This is a genomic window from Moraxella oblonga NBRC 102422 (genome assembly GCF_001598275.1).
Taxonomy (GTDB): domain Bacteria; phylum Pseudomonadota; class Gammaproteobacteria; order Pseudomonadales; family Moraxellaceae; genus Moraxella; species Moraxella oblonga.
This window is the reverse complement of record NZ_BCYQ01000048.1, coordinates 1-14,625: the sequence shown is the minus strand read 5'-3', so window position 1 is coordinate 14,625 and position 14,625 is coordinate 1. Positions and strand designations below refer to the sequence as shown.

Here is a 14,625-nt window from a genome sequence, read left to right as displayed (position 1 = left end):
AAAACACCACTTTTTATTACCAAAATATTACTATTTGTAAAAAATATTATCAATCCCTAAAAATTTACCCCCATCGTGGTAAATTTTACTTGTATTCTAAAAACATTTGCTTTAACATAAACATATGTTTAGTACACTTATAACTACAAGTGTGCTTATTTTATACCAATTTATACATGGAGTCATTCATGAGTGTATTTAACTACAAAACATTGGCGGTCGCTGTCGGCTCAATGGGACTTGCCAGTACCGCTTATTCGGCAGGTCTTGACCGTTCTGGACAGGACGTTACCGCATTTTTGCAAGATGGTACTTATGCCGAAGCGGTATATACCTACATTGATGCTGATGTGTCAGGTCATGATAATGGTGCGACAGGTGGTGCCAGTGCTGAGGCAGACTATGTCAAAGGTAAAGCCACAGGCGACATCTCTGAGGATTATGACTTTTTCCGTTTTGGTGTAAAAGCAGACATCAATGACCGTTTTAGTGTAGGTGTGCTGTATGATGAGCCTTTTGGGGCATCGGTTGATCATTTTGGTAATAGTAATTTTGTAGGCAATCAAAATGCCACCACTCAGTTTTTGGTGCAGCCTATAGCTAATCGTGTATTGAATGACCCCAATATCAACCCACAGCTTGCAGGGCAAATAGGCGCCATAGTCTCCACCATTACCAGTCCAGAAAGTGCTAAAAATGTTGGTACTCAAATACTTAATCAAGCGACTGTACTGATGAGTCAGGCTCAAGGTCTTTCAAGTTCAACCAATCCAGCAGCCCAAGCCCAAGCATTGGCTGATAACGCCACAAAAATGATGAATCTTGGTGCTTCATTGCACGGTATTGCCGAAACTGCTGAAAAAACAGACGGACAAGGCACCAATGTAGAGATTCGTACGAACAACCTAACAACGCTACTAGGTGCTAAGTTTGGTGCAAACAAAAACTTCCAAGTCTATGGTGGTCCTGCCCTACAACGCCTAAATGGTGAAGTGCATTTGCGTGGTATCGCTTATCAACAGGCGACAGGTTATGATGCCAAAATCAGCAGTGATACAACACTAGGCTGGGTGGCAGGCGTGGCGTATTCTAAACCTGAAATCGCCCTAAAAGCCTCATTGACCTATCGTTCAGAGACAGAGCATGATACCACGATTGCAGAAGTCTTTCCAGCTCGTGCATTGGCAGGTCGTCGCAGTATTGACACCCAACCATTTAGCGTAACTTTGCCTGAATCTTATAACCTAGATTTTCAAACAGGGATTAATCCAACAACCTTGCTAACCGCCAAAGTACGCTATGTGCCATGGTCTGATTTTAAAATTGAGCCAACCATGTACACCGCCACCACCAGTACGCCAATCATCTCTTATACCAAAGACCAATGGTCTGGTGAGCTTGGGCTTGCCAAAAAGTTAAGTGATAAATGGGCGGTATCTGGCACTGTGGGTTATGACAGTGGTGCTGGCAACCCCATTAGTACACTAGGACCTATCAAGGGTTATCACAGCGTGGGGCTTGGTGCTAAATACAACATCACCAAAGAATGGTCGGTATCAGCAGGTGCCAAATACTTGATGTTTGGTGATGGCACGGCCAATCTACCTAACGGACAAACAGCAGGTAAGTTTGCAGACAACGATGGTATCATTGCAGGTCTAAAAGTTGCTTACCATGGCAAATAATGCCCAAGCATAACCAAATCACCAACAAGCCAAAGCAAATGTTTTGGCTTGTTTTTATTGTCAAAAACAACCAAAATCTGTTATCATACGCCAAATTTTAACCGATGTTTTTTATGAAAATTTTGCCCCAAAAACAATTTTTAATCGCTCCTTCTATCTTATCTGCTGATTTTGCACGTCTTGGCGAAGACACAAAAGCGGTGCTGGACGCTGGGGCGGACGTGGTGCATTTTGATGTGATGGACAACCACTATGTACCCAATCTCACCTTTGGGGCGATGGTGTGCAAGGCTTTAAAGGATTATGGTATTACCGCTCCTATTGATGTGCATCTTATGGTAAAGCCTGTGGATAGAATGATAGAGGAGTTTATCAAGGCGGGAGCAGACATCATTACCTTTCACCCAGAAGCAAGCGAACATATCGATAGAAGTTTGCAACTTATCAAGGATAATGGGGTGAAATGCGGTTTGGTTTTTAACCCTGCCACACCACTGCATTACCTAGACTACACCATAGATAAACTTGACCAGATTCTTATCATGAGTGTCAACCCCGGTTTTGGTGGTCAAAAGTTCATTGATTTTACGCTTGACAAAGTGCGTACAGTACGCCGTATGATAGATGAGCGTGGGCTTGACATTCGTCTAGAAATTGATGGGGGTGTAAACCCAAAAAACATCCGTGCGATAGCAGATGCTGGCGTGGATATGTTCGTGGCGGGGTCGGCGATTTTTGGGTCGGGTGATTACCAAGCGACTATTAATGAAATGCGTGATGAGTTGTCCAAGTCCACTCTTGCCAAATAAATTTTTATGAATAGATATGGGGTCGCCATGCAAAACACCAATCCACCCACCATACCAAAGCCTAGTCTTGTGCCTATGGGACTAACCATTGGGCTTGGGGTATTTGCACTCATATTGGCATTGGCAGGTTATGGCTTTCGTTTGTTGGCAGGAGACAGTTTGGGTGCAGTCGTACGTCATGCCTTTGTGGTGGTGTCGTTTTTTATGATGGTAGTGCCTTGTCTGTTTGTCGGTGGAGCAAAACTGTCAAATAAATTTCAAGGCACAAATATCCAAACTCGTAACGCCATTACGCTTGGGTTTTTAATCTCATGTGTGGCGATTTTGAGCATTATGGGGCGGTATAGCTGATGAAAATTACCAATATTTTGCCAGACCGATGTGTGCCAAAAGACATTCCCAAAGGCTTGATTTTGGTGTTGGTGGCGGTGATTATGCTCATGAGTTTGTCTGCTTATCGTTATGGGCAAGGCAATAGCGTACAAGGTTGGTTACACGTTTTAGAAAATTGGGTGCTTTATTTATTTTTAATCCCCAGTTGCACCGCCCTTGTGAGTATGCCCATAAAGTATCGTGATGATACTTTTGATGTGCGTTTGGCGTATTATTTGGGTATGTTTGTGGGTTTATTGTTTATGATGGCAAAATTAAGATACTGGCGATGAGTTGAAAATTGACAAACCGCCCCCAAATAGGGTTTTATTTTTGACAAAGATGATTATGACCAAAAACAGCATTCACCCCAGTTTAGAGCGTGTGCTTGACAAATCAGGCTTGGAAATGGCAGAGATTGCAGGATTGCTCGGTATCTCCCTATCTACTGTATCTCGTTGGGCAAGGCAGGGCATTTCACAGGCAGGAGCAAACAAGCTGGGCAAGTTACTAAATCTTGATCCAGTTTGGATTATGACTGGCGAAAAAGCACACGACACATCAACTGCCAAACCAAAATCCAAACTGGCAGGACAAGGCGGTATGATTGCCAAAGAAGCCATGCTTGAATTTGCCGAGCAAGAAGATGGCGTATTAACCCTAAGGGAGTTGGGCGGTGAGGCGTGGGTGCGTATTGAGTTTGCAGAGGCTTTACAAAACATGTTGGGCAAAGAGACTTTGCATGTCATCGGACAGCATATGATACAAGCAGGCATAGCAAGTTTTATGGAACGCCAAATGCGTCAGTATCATGCTCACGTCTATGACGAAAAACCCAAACATTTTAGTTGAGAGTGGGGCGGTTGCCCCTATTTTGTTTTTCATAGAAATTTATAAATTATGGAAGTTTTATGAGTAAAATTCACATTCAACACCCAAAGCCCAACGCCAAACCCAAAAAAGCCTTGATTTGGATAGACCTAGAAATGACAGGGCTTGACACCCAAAAAGATGAGATTATTGAGATTGCAACCATTGTAACTGATGATAATCTTAATATCCTTGCCGAAGGACCTGTTTTTGCCATTAAAGTTCCTGACACCACCCTAAATGCCATGAGTGAATGGTGTACTCGTCAGCACCGTGAGTCTGGGTTGACTGACCGTGTTCGCCGTAGTACAGTAACACTCGCCCAAGCAGAGCAGGCAACCATTGAGTTTTTGTCAAAATGGGTGGATAAGGGAGTTTCACCGATGTGTGGTAACTCTATTTGTCAAGACCGCCGTTTTTTGGCAAGACAAATGCCCACGCTAGAAGCCTATTTTCATTATCGCAACCTAGATGTTTCTAGTGTCAAGGAGTTGTGCTATCGCTGGCGACCTGACATTGCTCACGGCTATCAAAAGGGTGGTACACATTTGGCATTGGACGACATTAGAGATTCTATCCGAGAACTTCGCCATTATCGTGAACATTTTTTTAAACTACTTGATTGATGATGCGTGAATTTTTTGTGGTGATGACGATAGGTGTGTTGGGGTTTTTTGCTTACCAAACTCACACTGAACCACAGACTCGCCATAACAGCCTAATGCACCGTTTGACCCACCCCACCGATGTGCGAGTGCGTTATCGTATCGGTCAGGTTGATGAGCGTTTTGGACTTGGTCGTGATGAGGTCAAACGCTTGGCTCATGAGGCGGTGATGATTTGGCATGATGGGACGGGGAGTGAGTGGTTTGTGTATGATGAAGATGCCAAACTCACCATAAACCTCATCTATGACGAACGCCAAATAGAAACCAACGAACGCCAAAAAATCAGAAAAAATCTTGATAAATTGCAAAAACGCCATCAGGCAGACATCATTCAGTTGGAGTCTGACCGTAAACAATTGCATGAGCAATTTGACTTTTTGCAAAAAGAATTGGCGGATTGGCAGGCTAAATACAACCGTGTCCAAGAAAAACTTCAATATACCCAAGACCCTACCACCAGTCAGATGCTCATCTTGCAAAGAAATGAACTGATTGAGAAAAGATACAATCTAAACGAACAAAAAAGACGGTACGAAATAACCCAAGAAAATTTTAACCAACGAGTTGATAAAATCAATACCAATGCTCACGCCCTAAACCAAGAGATTGAGCAAGCCAAAGCACGTCTTACGCCTCGTGAGTTTCATAAAGGCGAATTTCAACATGGCTCAGATACAATAATCAATATCTATGAATTTGAAAATGTGAATGAGTTGCGTCTGGTGCTGGCTCATGAGCTTGGTCACGCCTTGTATCTTGACCACAATGACGACCCAACTGCACTTATGTATCCTTATGCTCAAGAGCAGGATTTGAAAAATTTTAGATTAAAACAGGCGGATATTGATTTGTTAAATACTCGTCAATTTTATAAATGAGATTAAAAGCCAAAAACGAGAACATACCATGACTCTAATCCAAACTCTAACTGATATTGTGGGTACAAACCACGTTTTGACCAAACCTGCCCAGATGGAACGTTTTACGCACGGTTATCGTTTTGGGCAGGGCAAAGCGTTAGCAGTGGTGTCTCCTGCGACATTGTTAGAGTATTGGCAAGTGTTACAGGCGTGCGTGTCGGCAGGTGTGGTGATTATTTCCCAAGCGTCCAACACAGGTCTGACAGGTGGTTCAACACCCACTGACACCGACCGAGATACGGTGGTGATTAGTGTCATGCGTATCAAGGGCATACGTTTGATTAATAACGCCAGTCAGGTGGTGTGTTTGCCAGCCTCCACACTCAACGAACTAGAACAAAAACTTGCCCCACATGGCAAAGAACCACATTCGGTGATTGGTTCGTCCTGTATCGGTGCGTCCGTCATTGGTGGTGTGTGCAATAATTCAGGTGGGGCATTGGTGCAAAGAGGTCCAGCTTTTACCCAAATGGCACTGTTTGCCCAAGTGGACAAAGATGGCAAGTTGCAACTCATCAACCATTTGGGTATTGAGCTTGGCGATACACCCAAGCAAATTTTAACCAATTTACAAAATGGCAATTATCCCACCGACAATCTACCCACCATAGGGCGTGGGCATGATGATGACTACCAACATCATGTGCGTGATGTCAATGCAGACACGCCAGCACGGTTTAATGCTGACCCAAATCGTCATTTTGAAGCGTCAGGTTCGGCAGGCAAACTGGCGATATTTGCAGTCAGGCTTGACACTTTCCCTGCCCAGACGGGCGCAAAGGTGTTTTATATCGGCACAAATGATACCGCCAAACTGACAGCCCTACGCCGTGATATGCTAACCAATTTTGAGCATTTACCCATAAGTGGTGAGTATATCCACCGTGATGCTTTTGATATGGCGTGCGAATACGGCAAGGATACTTTTTTAGCCATTCAGCGATTTGGTACGGATAAGTTGCCCAAATTATTTGCTCTAAAATCCAAAACTGACAACATCGCCAAAAAAATCCCCTTTTTGGGCAATCACTTTACTGATAATGTCATGCAATGTCTTTCAAAAATGAGTGCAAACCATTTGCCCAAACGCATGATGGATTTTCGTAAACGCTATGAACATCATTTGATTTTAAAGGTGTCTGGACAAAGTGTGGGCGAAACGGTGGCGTATTTGACAAAAATTTTTAAAGACGACCAAAGCGACTTTTTTGAGTGCGACAAGGTTGAGGAGCAATCCGCCATGCTTCATCGTTTTGCGGTGGCAAGTTCAGCAGTGCGTTATCGGGCTGTGCATACAGATGGTGTGTCTGATATTTGTGCGATTGACGTGGCACTTAGACGTAACGACACACAATGGTTTGAGGTTTTGCCCAAAGAGATTGATGATAAAATCCTACACAAGTTGTACTATGGACATTTTTTCTGCCATGTTTTTCACCAAGATTATATCGTTAAAAAGGGCTATGACCCCCAAGAAGTGGAGCATGAAATTTTGGCACTCATGGACAAGCGGGGGGCAAAATACCCAGCCGAGCATAATGTGGGGCATTTGTATCATGCCGATGGTAATTTGGCAAAATTTTATCAACAGCTTGACCCTACCAATACTTTTAATGTCGGTATTGGCAAAACCAGCAAGGATAAGCATTGGGGTTGTGGGTGCTGATTATTTGGTTAAATTACCAAATTCTTATGTTTGGGGCTTGTGATTGTGGTGGTGGTGTTTTATAATAAAAAGATTTTGACGGTTTATTAAATTTATTGTAAGGATTTTTCATGCAACACATGGCTTTACCCAAACCAAGATTTGCCAAACTGGTGGGTGTGGGTTTACTTTCTGCGATTTTGTTTGGTTGCGGTGGCGACAAAGCTCCTGCCGATACTCAAACGGTTGATGCCAAAGCAGTTGACGCCAAAACAGTCGCCATCACCGCCATTGTAGAACACCCCTCACTTGACGAGGTGCGTCAAGGGGTGATTGAGTCGTTGGCGAGCGAAGGTTATAAAGAAGGTGAGAATTTAAAGGTGAATTTTCAGTCCGCACAAGGCAATTTATCCACCGCAGGGCAAATTGCCAAGCAGTTTGTGGCGGACAATCCTGATGTTATCATTGCTATTGCTACGCCATCAGCACAGTCAGTTGTGGCTAGTACAGACAGCATTCCTGTGGTGTTTTCGGCAGTTACCGAACCTGTGGAGGCAAGACTGGTCGGTAAACTGGACGGTTCTGGTACAAATGTAACAGGTGCTTCTGATGTGTTGCCGTTGGAGCCACAGATTGCACTCATCAAAGAGCTACTGCCCAATGCCAAAAACATCGGTTTTGTGTATAGTTCTGGTGAGGTCAATTCTACCACCACGCTTAAAAATTTCAAAGAGATTGCCAAAGCACAAGGATTTGTCGTTGTAGAAGCACCCGCCCAAAAATCCTCTGACATCGCCATGAGTGCCCAAAGTTTGGTTGGCAAGGTTGATTTGATTTATACTCCTACCGATAACAACGTCAGTAATGCCTATGAGGCACTTTCTAAGGTTGCCCAAGAAGCCAAAATTCCATTGGTGTCGGCAGACCCTGGCGTGATTGAACGTGGTGCCAGTGTGGTGTTGGGCGTGGATTATCGTCAATTGGGTACAGAAACAGGTAAAATCACTGCTCGCATTTTAAAAGGTGAAAAAGCAGGCGACATTCCTGTTTATAGTGCCAAAGAGCTTGATTTGATAGTAAACAAAAAAAATGCACAAGTGCAGGGCTTAACCATACCACAGTCTATTTTGGATAGAGCCAAAAAAGTGGTAGAATAATTACGAGTAAATCAAATGAAGCAAATACACGCTCATCATGCGTGTATTTGATTTTTGGGGGTTTTATGTCTTTGTTGGCTTTTTTAGGAGCGTTGGAAAGCGGTCTGATTTATGCCATTATGGCACTGGGTGTGCTTATTTCCTTTCGTATTTTGGATTTTCCTGACCTAACCGCCGATGGGAGTTTTCCGCTTGGTGGTGCGGTGGCAGGCGTGGCGATTGTGGCAGGGTTCAACCCTTGGCTTGCTTGCCTATTTGGCATGATGGCAGGAGCGAGTGCAGGTGTGGTAACAGCACTTTTGAATGTCAAAATGGGCATTTTGCACCTTTTGGCAGGTATTTTGGTAATGACTGCCCTATATTCTATCAATCTGCGTGTGATGAACGCACCCAATCTGTCATTGCTGGGTGAGCCAACCATATTTGCACCATTTATTGACGGTGGTAATGGAGCGTGGGTGCGTGTACTCGTTGCTGGGGCGGTGGTCGTGGTTGCCAAACTGCTACTTGACTGGTTTTTTAGTACTCAAATGGGGCTTGCCATGCGTGCCACAGGCTCAAATGTACGCATGGCACAAGCACAAGGCATCAACACCTCTTGGGTCATCGTACTTGGTATGGCGATTAGTAATGGGCTGATTGCATTGTCTGGGGCATTATTTGTACAGACACAAGGCGGTGTAGACATCTCTATTGGTGTTGGGACGATTGTCATTGGTTTGGCGGCTGTCATCATCGGTGAGACGGTATTGACCGCCAAAAAGATGTTTGGTATCACACTTGCGGTGGTGCTTGGGGCGGTGATTTATAAACTGCTTATTCAGGTGGCACTGTCTAGCCAAACGCTTAAAAATCTTGGGTTTGGACATCAAGACTTGAACTTGGTTACGGTTATTTTGGTGGTGATAGCACTAATGTTGCCAAAATTTCGTTCAAGAGCCTTGTCTGCATTTAAAAAGGAAAACACCCTATGATGATTGCCAACAATTTGCAACTGACATTTAACAAGGGCACACCCATTGAAAATCCTGCCTTGCGTGGCTTATCTTTGCACATCAATGAAGGCGAGTTTGTTACGGTGATTGGTACAAATGGTGCGGGCAAATCCACCTTTTTAAATACCATTAGCGGTGCGTTGCGTCCTGACACAGGCTCGGTGGTGATTAATAGCAAAGACGTTACACGTCAGCCCACACACAAACGCAGTCATTTGGTGGCAAGGGTATTCCAAGACCCATTGGCAGGAACGTGTGAAAGTCTCACCATAGAAGAAAATATGGCACTTGCCTTTAAACGTGGTGGTGTGCGTGGATTATTGCCAGCCCTTAATGCCAAAAGTCGTGAGTTGTTCAAAGAAAAGCTGTCATTACTAAAATTGGGACTAGAAAACCGCCTAACCGACCGTATCGGACTGCTCTCTGGCGGACAACGTCAAGCAGTAAGTTTGCTTATGGCAAGCCTACAACCCTCCAAAATTCTCTTGCTTGATGAGCATACCGCAGCCCTTGACCCCAAGACGGCTGATTTTGTGTTGCAATTGACTGATGAAATTGTCAGTACGGGCAAACTGACCACCATGATGGTAACGCATTCCATGCAACAAGCACTTTCACATGGCACACGGACGGTCATGCTTCATCAAGGGCAAGTGGTGCTTGATGTGTCAGGTGATGACAGACGTGGTATGACGGTGGCGGATTTGCTTGATATGTTTGAAAAAACACGTGGCGAAAAAGTTACTGACGATAGCTTGATTTTGGGCTAGCGATTTTACAATAACACAATTTTTGGTTAAATACATATTTTTGGGTAATATTATGAAAGATAATAACATCGCACGCCTTTTAGTAACGTGTGCCGACCAGTCTGGCATTGTACAGGCAATCTCTGGATTTTTGTATCATCATGGGGCAAATATCATCTCGCTTGACCAGCACACAACCGAACCTTGTGGCGGCAAATATTTTATGCGAATAGAATTTCATTTAGATGAGCTTGCTGATAAAAAACAAACATTGCTTGATACATTTGCTAAAAACGTTGCTGAAAAATATGGCATGACATGGCGATTGTCTTGTGATTTTGATGTCAAAAAAGTAGGGATTTTGGTATCCAAAGAAGACCACGCCCTACTTGAACTTTTGTGGCGTTATCAGCGTGGGGCGTTGCCTTGCCAGATTACTCAAGTGGTCTCAAACCATGAGGATTTGCGTTCGGCGGTGGAGGGTTTTGGCATTCCTTTTATCCATATCCCTGTTAACAAAGACAACAAAGAAGAGGCATATGCCCAGATTCACGAAGTCATGCAGGGCAATGATTTACTTGTTTTGGCTCGTTATATGCAGATTCTAAGCCCAACATTTGTGGATAAATGGACGCATAAAATCATCAACATTCATCATTCGTTTTTGCCTGCTTTTGTCGGTGCCAATCCTTATAAACAAGCCTTTGATAAAGGGGTCAAACTCATCGGTGCAACCGCACATTATGTAACCTCTGAGCTTGACGAAGGCCCCATCATTGAGCAGGGGGTGGAGCGTGTTAGCCATGCCTTTGATGTGGTGGAGCTTCGTGAGTTGGGCAGACAAATAGAGCGAGAAGTGCTGGCTCGTGCCGTCAAATGGCATTTAGAAGACCGTGTTATTTTAGATGATAACAAAACAGTGGTATTTGATTAAGTCTCTAATATCGCCATCACCCAACCATTAATAAAATTGGTGGTTGGGTGTTTTTATTCGTGATAAAGATTATCTGCCATGAATAACAAAGCTAACAAAGAACCATAACAAAACACACTGGTTAAACACAGCAGTATAAAGTTTGTGGTGTCTCTTTCAATGTTGACAAATTGTGAGAGTATGCCAAAGGCATCGGGGTTGCCCCAAAAAGCATAATTGATTAAAATTTGTATACAAAAACCCACCAGATTTGCTTTGATAATGGAGGCTTTTGCACTATCGGTTTGGGATTTGATGAAGTACATACCAACCACAAAGATAAGCACATAAATTATCAAAGAAACAATGTAAACCATGATGGTATTCTTTTAAAGTCATAATTATTTTGTGGGATTGTAATGTAAAATGATTGGTGATGTCAAGTTATTTTTAAATGATGATTGTTTGTGCTTTTTAAATAATTAGCCAAGCATCGTGATTATGCTTGGCTTGTTTTTTAGTTTTCTAGTTTTAAGGGGGGTGTATCAAGTCCTTGTTTGGCATAAAATGTATTGACAAATTCGTCAAAGGTTTCATTTTCAAGGCTATGACGAATGCCTTGCATGAGATTTTGGTAGTAACGTAAGTTGTGAATGGTGGCCAGTTGAGCTGAGAGCATTTCGCCACATTTGTGTAGATGGTGTAAATACGCACGGCTAAAATTTTGGCAAGTATAGCAGTCGCACTCACTGTCTAAGGGGGATTTGTCATGGCGGTGAATGGCATTTTTGATTTTGATTGCCCCTGTACTTGTAAACAAGTGTCCATTTCTGGCGTTACGTGTTGGCATGACACAGTCAAACATATCCACACCACGCCGTACTCCCTCCACAAGGTCTATGGGCGTGCCAACCCCCATCAGGTAGCGAGGTTTGTCGGCAGGCATGAGATTTGGTAGGTAGTTTAGGACACCAATCATCTCATCTTTGGGTTCGCCAACCGATAGCCCGCCTATGGCATAGCCGTCAAAAGGCATTTGTAGTAGTTCAGCGAGTGACTTTTCACGCAACTCACGATACATTGAGCCTTGAATGATGCCAAATAGGGCGTTTTTGTTGCCCAGTTTTTGATGTTCATTGATACATCTTTCTCCCCAACGAAGCGACAGCTCTAATGATTTGTCCGCCTCGATGTGTGTGGCAGGGTAGGGTGTACATTCATCAAACTGCATGACAATGTCGGAGTTGAGGGATTTTTGGATTTGCATAGAAATCTCAGGCGACAAAAATACCTTGGCTCCGTCCACAGGTGAACGAAAATTGACACCTTCTTCGGTGATTTTTCGCATGGCTCCAAGGCTAAATACCTGAAATCCGCCAGAGTCTGTTAAAATGGGTTTGTTCCAACCGATAAAATCATGCAAGCCACCAAATTCATCAATGACGGCAGTGGTTGGGCGTAACCACAGATGGAAGGTGTTGCCCAAAATAATGTCTGCTCCGATGGCGTGAATGTCTCTTGGGAGCATGCCCTTGACTGTACCATACGTTCCCACAGGCATAAAAGCTGGCGTTTGCACATCGCCATGAGCTAGGTGTACCGTGCCACGTCTGGCTCGGGTGTTTTTGTCGGTTTTGTGTAGGGTAAATTTCATAAATATCACTTATTATTTTGGTAAATTGAGCCATAGAGGGGTGAGCGGTAACTGTGGCAACAACGCTTGAAAATGGTTGGGATAATAGGCATTGATGAAGTACAATCCGTCAGGGTCAGCGGTTGGTGGAGCAAGTCTTCGGTCTTTGGCGTGCAGTAGGCGAGTGATGTCGTCTGGCTCTAATTCGCCACGCCCAATCGCAAAAAGCGTACCCATGATGTTGCGTACCATGTGGTGCAAAAAGCCGTTGGCTTGAATGTCAAAGACGATGTATTCACCATGTTTAAATAGTTGTGCGTGCGACACGGTGCGAACAGGCTGGTTGGATTGGCATTGTGATGCCCGAAAACTGCTAAAATCATGTGTACCTACGAGTAGTTCGCTTGCCTTTATCATCGGCTCGATGTTTAAAGGTTCGTAAACGTGTGTTACTTGATGACGAAGTATGGCAGGGCGGTAGGGCTGATTTAGGGTAACGTAGCGATAACGCCGAGCAATCGCTCCAAAGCGAGCATGAAAATCAGATGGCATGGGTACAAGCCACCGCAGGGCGATGTCATTAGGCAGTAGTGTGTTTGCCCCACGAAGCCAGTTGTGGGGTGTGCGTTTGGCGTGGCTTTTAAAATGTGCCACCATATTACTGGCATGCACACCAGCATCTGTACGCCCCGAAGCAACCACCTCAACAGCATGGTTTGCGATGGTAGAGAGAGTTTTTTCTAGATGTTCTTGTATGCTTGTGGCGGTAGCTTGACGTTGCCAACCACGGTAGTTAGTGCCGATAAATTCTACGCCAATCGCATAAGTTTGGTTGTCGGTTGTCATGATTTTACCCATTCATCAAGCGTGAGCCTGCCTGTCAAAATAAGCCACAGAAGTTTACCATAAATCCCTGCTACGCTAAGATTTTCGCCAGACCATACACCATGTTTGTACTGCCATGCTCCTGCCTCATAATTAGCATTGACCCCACCAAAGGCACACATACTGGTGCAAACAACAGGAATTTTTTGTTGGTGCAAGGCTTGTAGTGCCAAAACACATTCATCACTTTTTGGCAGATTCCCTGCTCCGAAGGCGATGAGGATAACCGCTTGGGCGTGTTGGGCTTGGGTAAGTTCATCTGCCAACTGGGCGGTTTGGTTGGGTAATAGATAAATAGATTTGATGGTGATGTCGGAATTTAGGTTGTCCAAGTTGGGCAAAACAGGCAAATGTTTGGGTGGTTTTGTTGACGTGGTGTCGCCCACAAATGCTTCGCTGTCTTGGCTGTGGATTTTTTGGGTGTTATTTGCCAAAAAGACTTGACCGCCAAATGCCACAAATACACCGTGTTGATGTATGTTGTTGAGTGCTAATGTTAAATTTTGCCACGCATCGCTGTCGTCATTGATGGTAAAATCAGGGTTATCGCTGACCAAAAGTGGTGACATACTGCCTGTAATGATGAGTGATAAGTTGGCAAAACCATCAAACGCATTTGCCAAAAAACTTGCTAAAAAAGACAAACTGTCCGTCCCTGTGATGAGAACGAATCGTTTTTTGCCTTGTTCATAAGCATGACGTATCAGTGTATAAAAATGCACAAAATCGTTTGGAGTGAGTGCGCTACTGTCCTTAACAATTGAGTTGTCAAGATAGGTTAGCGTACCTGCACATCGCTGATTGACAAGTTTGGTTAAAACAGGCAAAAAAACTTCGGCAGATAAGGGTGATAACGGCACGCCATGACTGCCAAAAGTACCGCCAGCATAGATAAGATGGGTCGAAGTGGTCATGTGTATTTCGCTAAATTGCTTGACTGTAAATGTCAGAAAGACGCAAAGGTTTTGCGTCTTTCTAAGAAAGGTGAAGGACTAGCCCAAACGTCTGATGGTATTAATCGCATCTTGGCGTTGCTCTTCATTACCTGTTTTGGCAACTTCGTTGAGCAGGTGCTTGGCACTTTCATACTCACCAAATTCTAGGTATTGTTTTGCCAAATCTAACGTGATTTGGGCATTGTCTAGTGTGCTGACAAAGCCAATCTCACTAGGGATTTCTTGGTTGGTATGACCAAAATTATCATCAGTTTGGACAGTTTGTGTGGCAAAGGCGGTTGGTGCAACTTCTGCAATCGGCATATCAAATGCCATGTCAGACACAGGTTCTGCCACTGGTGACTCGCCCACAGATTTGACAGGCTCTG

General features: G+C 44.0%; 17 protein-coding genes. 12 read left to right on the top strand and 5 right to left on the bottom strand.

What is annotated here, in order from left to right:
- The first annotated feature begins 188 nt into the window (after positions 1–188).
- From MOB01S_RS10780 to purU, 12 genes are all read left to right on the top strand, one after another.
- A complete protein-coding gene (locus tag MOB01S_RS10780) occupies positions 189–1,685 on the top strand; it encodes an outer membrane protein transport protein (RefSeq protein ID WP_066805189.1) in 1,497 nt (498 codons plus the stop codon).
- A 113-nt stretch (positions 1,686–1,798) separates the two neighbouring features.
- The gene (rpe, locus tag MOB01S_RS10775) at positions 1,799–2,494 is read left to right on the top strand and encodes a ribulose-phosphate 3-epimerase (RefSeq protein WP_066805186.1); all 696 of its coding nucleotides are present in this window, start codon (positions 1,799–1,801) and stop codon (positions 2,492–2,494) included.
- 27 nt (positions 2,495–2,521) lie between these two features.
- On the top strand, positions 2,522–2,845 hold the full coding sequence (locus MOB01S_RS10770) for a hypothetical protein (protein ID WP_245640039.1): 324 nt from the start codon (positions 2,522–2,524) through the stop codon (positions 2,843–2,845).
- On the top strand, positions 2,845–3,159 hold the full coding sequence (locus MOB01S_RS10765) for a hypothetical protein (protein WP_066805175.1): 315 nt from the start codon (positions 2,845–2,847) through the stop codon (positions 3,157–3,159). The genes MOB01S_RS10770 and MOB01S_RS10765 overlap by 1 nt, the downstream gene beginning before the upstream one ends.
- A 55-nt stretch (positions 3,160–3,214) precedes the next feature.
- On the top strand, positions 3,215–3,718 hold the full coding sequence (locus MOB01S_RS10760) for a helix-turn-helix domain-containing protein (protein ID WP_169798149.1): 504 nt from the start codon (positions 3,215–3,217) through the stop codon (positions 3,716–3,718).
- A gap of 59 nt (positions 3,719–3,777) precedes the next feature.
- The gene (orn, locus tag MOB01S_RS10755) at positions 3,778–4,362 is read left to right on the top strand and encodes an oligoribonuclease (protein ID WP_066805171.1); all 585 of its coding nucleotides are present in this window, start codon (positions 3,778–3,780) and stop codon (positions 4,360–4,362) included.
- A 2-nt stretch (positions 4,363–4,364) separates the two neighbouring features.
- Entirely contained in the window at positions 4,365–5,282 is a 918-nt protein-coding gene (locus tag MOB01S_RS10750) for a matrixin family metalloprotease (protein WP_066805169.1), read from the top strand.
- Position 5,283: 1 nt separating this feature from the next.
- On the top strand, positions 5,284–6,990 hold the full coding sequence (gene dld / locus MOB01S_RS10745) for a D-lactate dehydrogenase (RefSeq protein ID WP_281177251.1): 1,707 nt from the start codon (positions 5,284–5,286) through the stop codon (positions 6,988–6,990).
- Positions 6,991–7,100: 110 nt separating this feature from the next.
- Complete coding sequence (locus MOB01S_RS10740) at positions 7,101–8,126, top strand: ABC transporter substrate-binding protein (RefSeq protein WP_439646423.1); 1,026 nt, start codon at positions 7,101–7,103, stop codon at positions 8,124–8,126.
- A gap of 65 nt (positions 8,127–8,191) precedes the next feature.
- Positions 8,192–9,100, top strand: a complete 909-nt coding sequence (locus tag MOB01S_RS10735; protein ID WP_066805191.1) for an ABC transporter permease — start codon at positions 8,192–8,194, stop codon at positions 9,098–9,100.
- Positions 9,097–9,891 carry an ABC transporter ATP-binding protein gene (locus tag MOB01S_RS10730; protein ID WP_066805166.1) on the top strand — a complete coding sequence of 265 codons (795 nt, stop codon included), beginning with the start codon at positions 9,097–9,099 and terminating at the stop codon, positions 9,889–9,891. The genes MOB01S_RS10735 and MOB01S_RS10730 overlap by 4 nt, the downstream gene beginning before the upstream one ends.
- 52 nt (positions 9,892–9,943) lie before the next feature.
- Entirely contained in the window at positions 9,944–10,804 is an 861-nt protein-coding gene (gene purU, locus MOB01S_RS10725; RefSeq protein ID WP_066805164.1) for a formyltetrahydrofolate deformylase, read from the top strand.
- Between the two features lie 53 nt (positions 10,805–10,857).
- On the opposite strand, the gene MOB01S_RS10720 is transcribed toward purU, so the two are convergent.
- From MOB01S_RS10720 to MOB01S_RS10700, 5 genes are all read right to left on the bottom strand, one after another.
- On the bottom strand, positions 10,858–11,160 hold the full coding sequence (locus MOB01S_RS10720) for a hypothetical protein (protein WP_066805162.1): 303 nt from the start codon (positions 11,158–11,160) through the stop codon (positions 10,858–10,860).
- Between the two features lie 140 nt (positions 11,161–11,300).
- Positions 11,301–12,437 carry a tRNA guanosine(34) transglycosylase Tgt gene (gene tgt / locus MOB01S_RS10715; protein WP_066805159.1) on the bottom strand — a complete coding sequence of 379 codons (1,137 nt, stop codon included), beginning with the start codon at positions 12,435–12,437 and terminating at the stop codon, positions 11,301–11,303.
- Positions 12,438–12,449: 12 nt separating this feature from the next.
- Positions 12,450–13,262, bottom strand: a complete 813-nt coding sequence (truA, locus tag MOB01S_RS10710; protein WP_066805156.1) for a tRNA pseudouridine(38-40) synthase TruA — start codon at positions 13,260–13,262, stop codon at positions 12,450–12,452.
- Entirely contained in the window at positions 13,259–14,215 is a 957-nt protein-coding gene (locus MOB01S_RS10705; protein ID WP_066805153.1) for an asparaginase domain-containing protein, read from the bottom strand. Before MOB01S_RS10705 ends, truA begins: the two co-directional genes overlap by 4 nt.
- Before the next feature lie 78 nt (positions 14,216–14,293).
- On the bottom strand, positions 14,294–14,625 hold a 332-nt coding region (locus MOB01S_RS10700), incomplete at its 5' end, for a FimV/HubP family polar landmark protein (protein ID WP_281177250.1).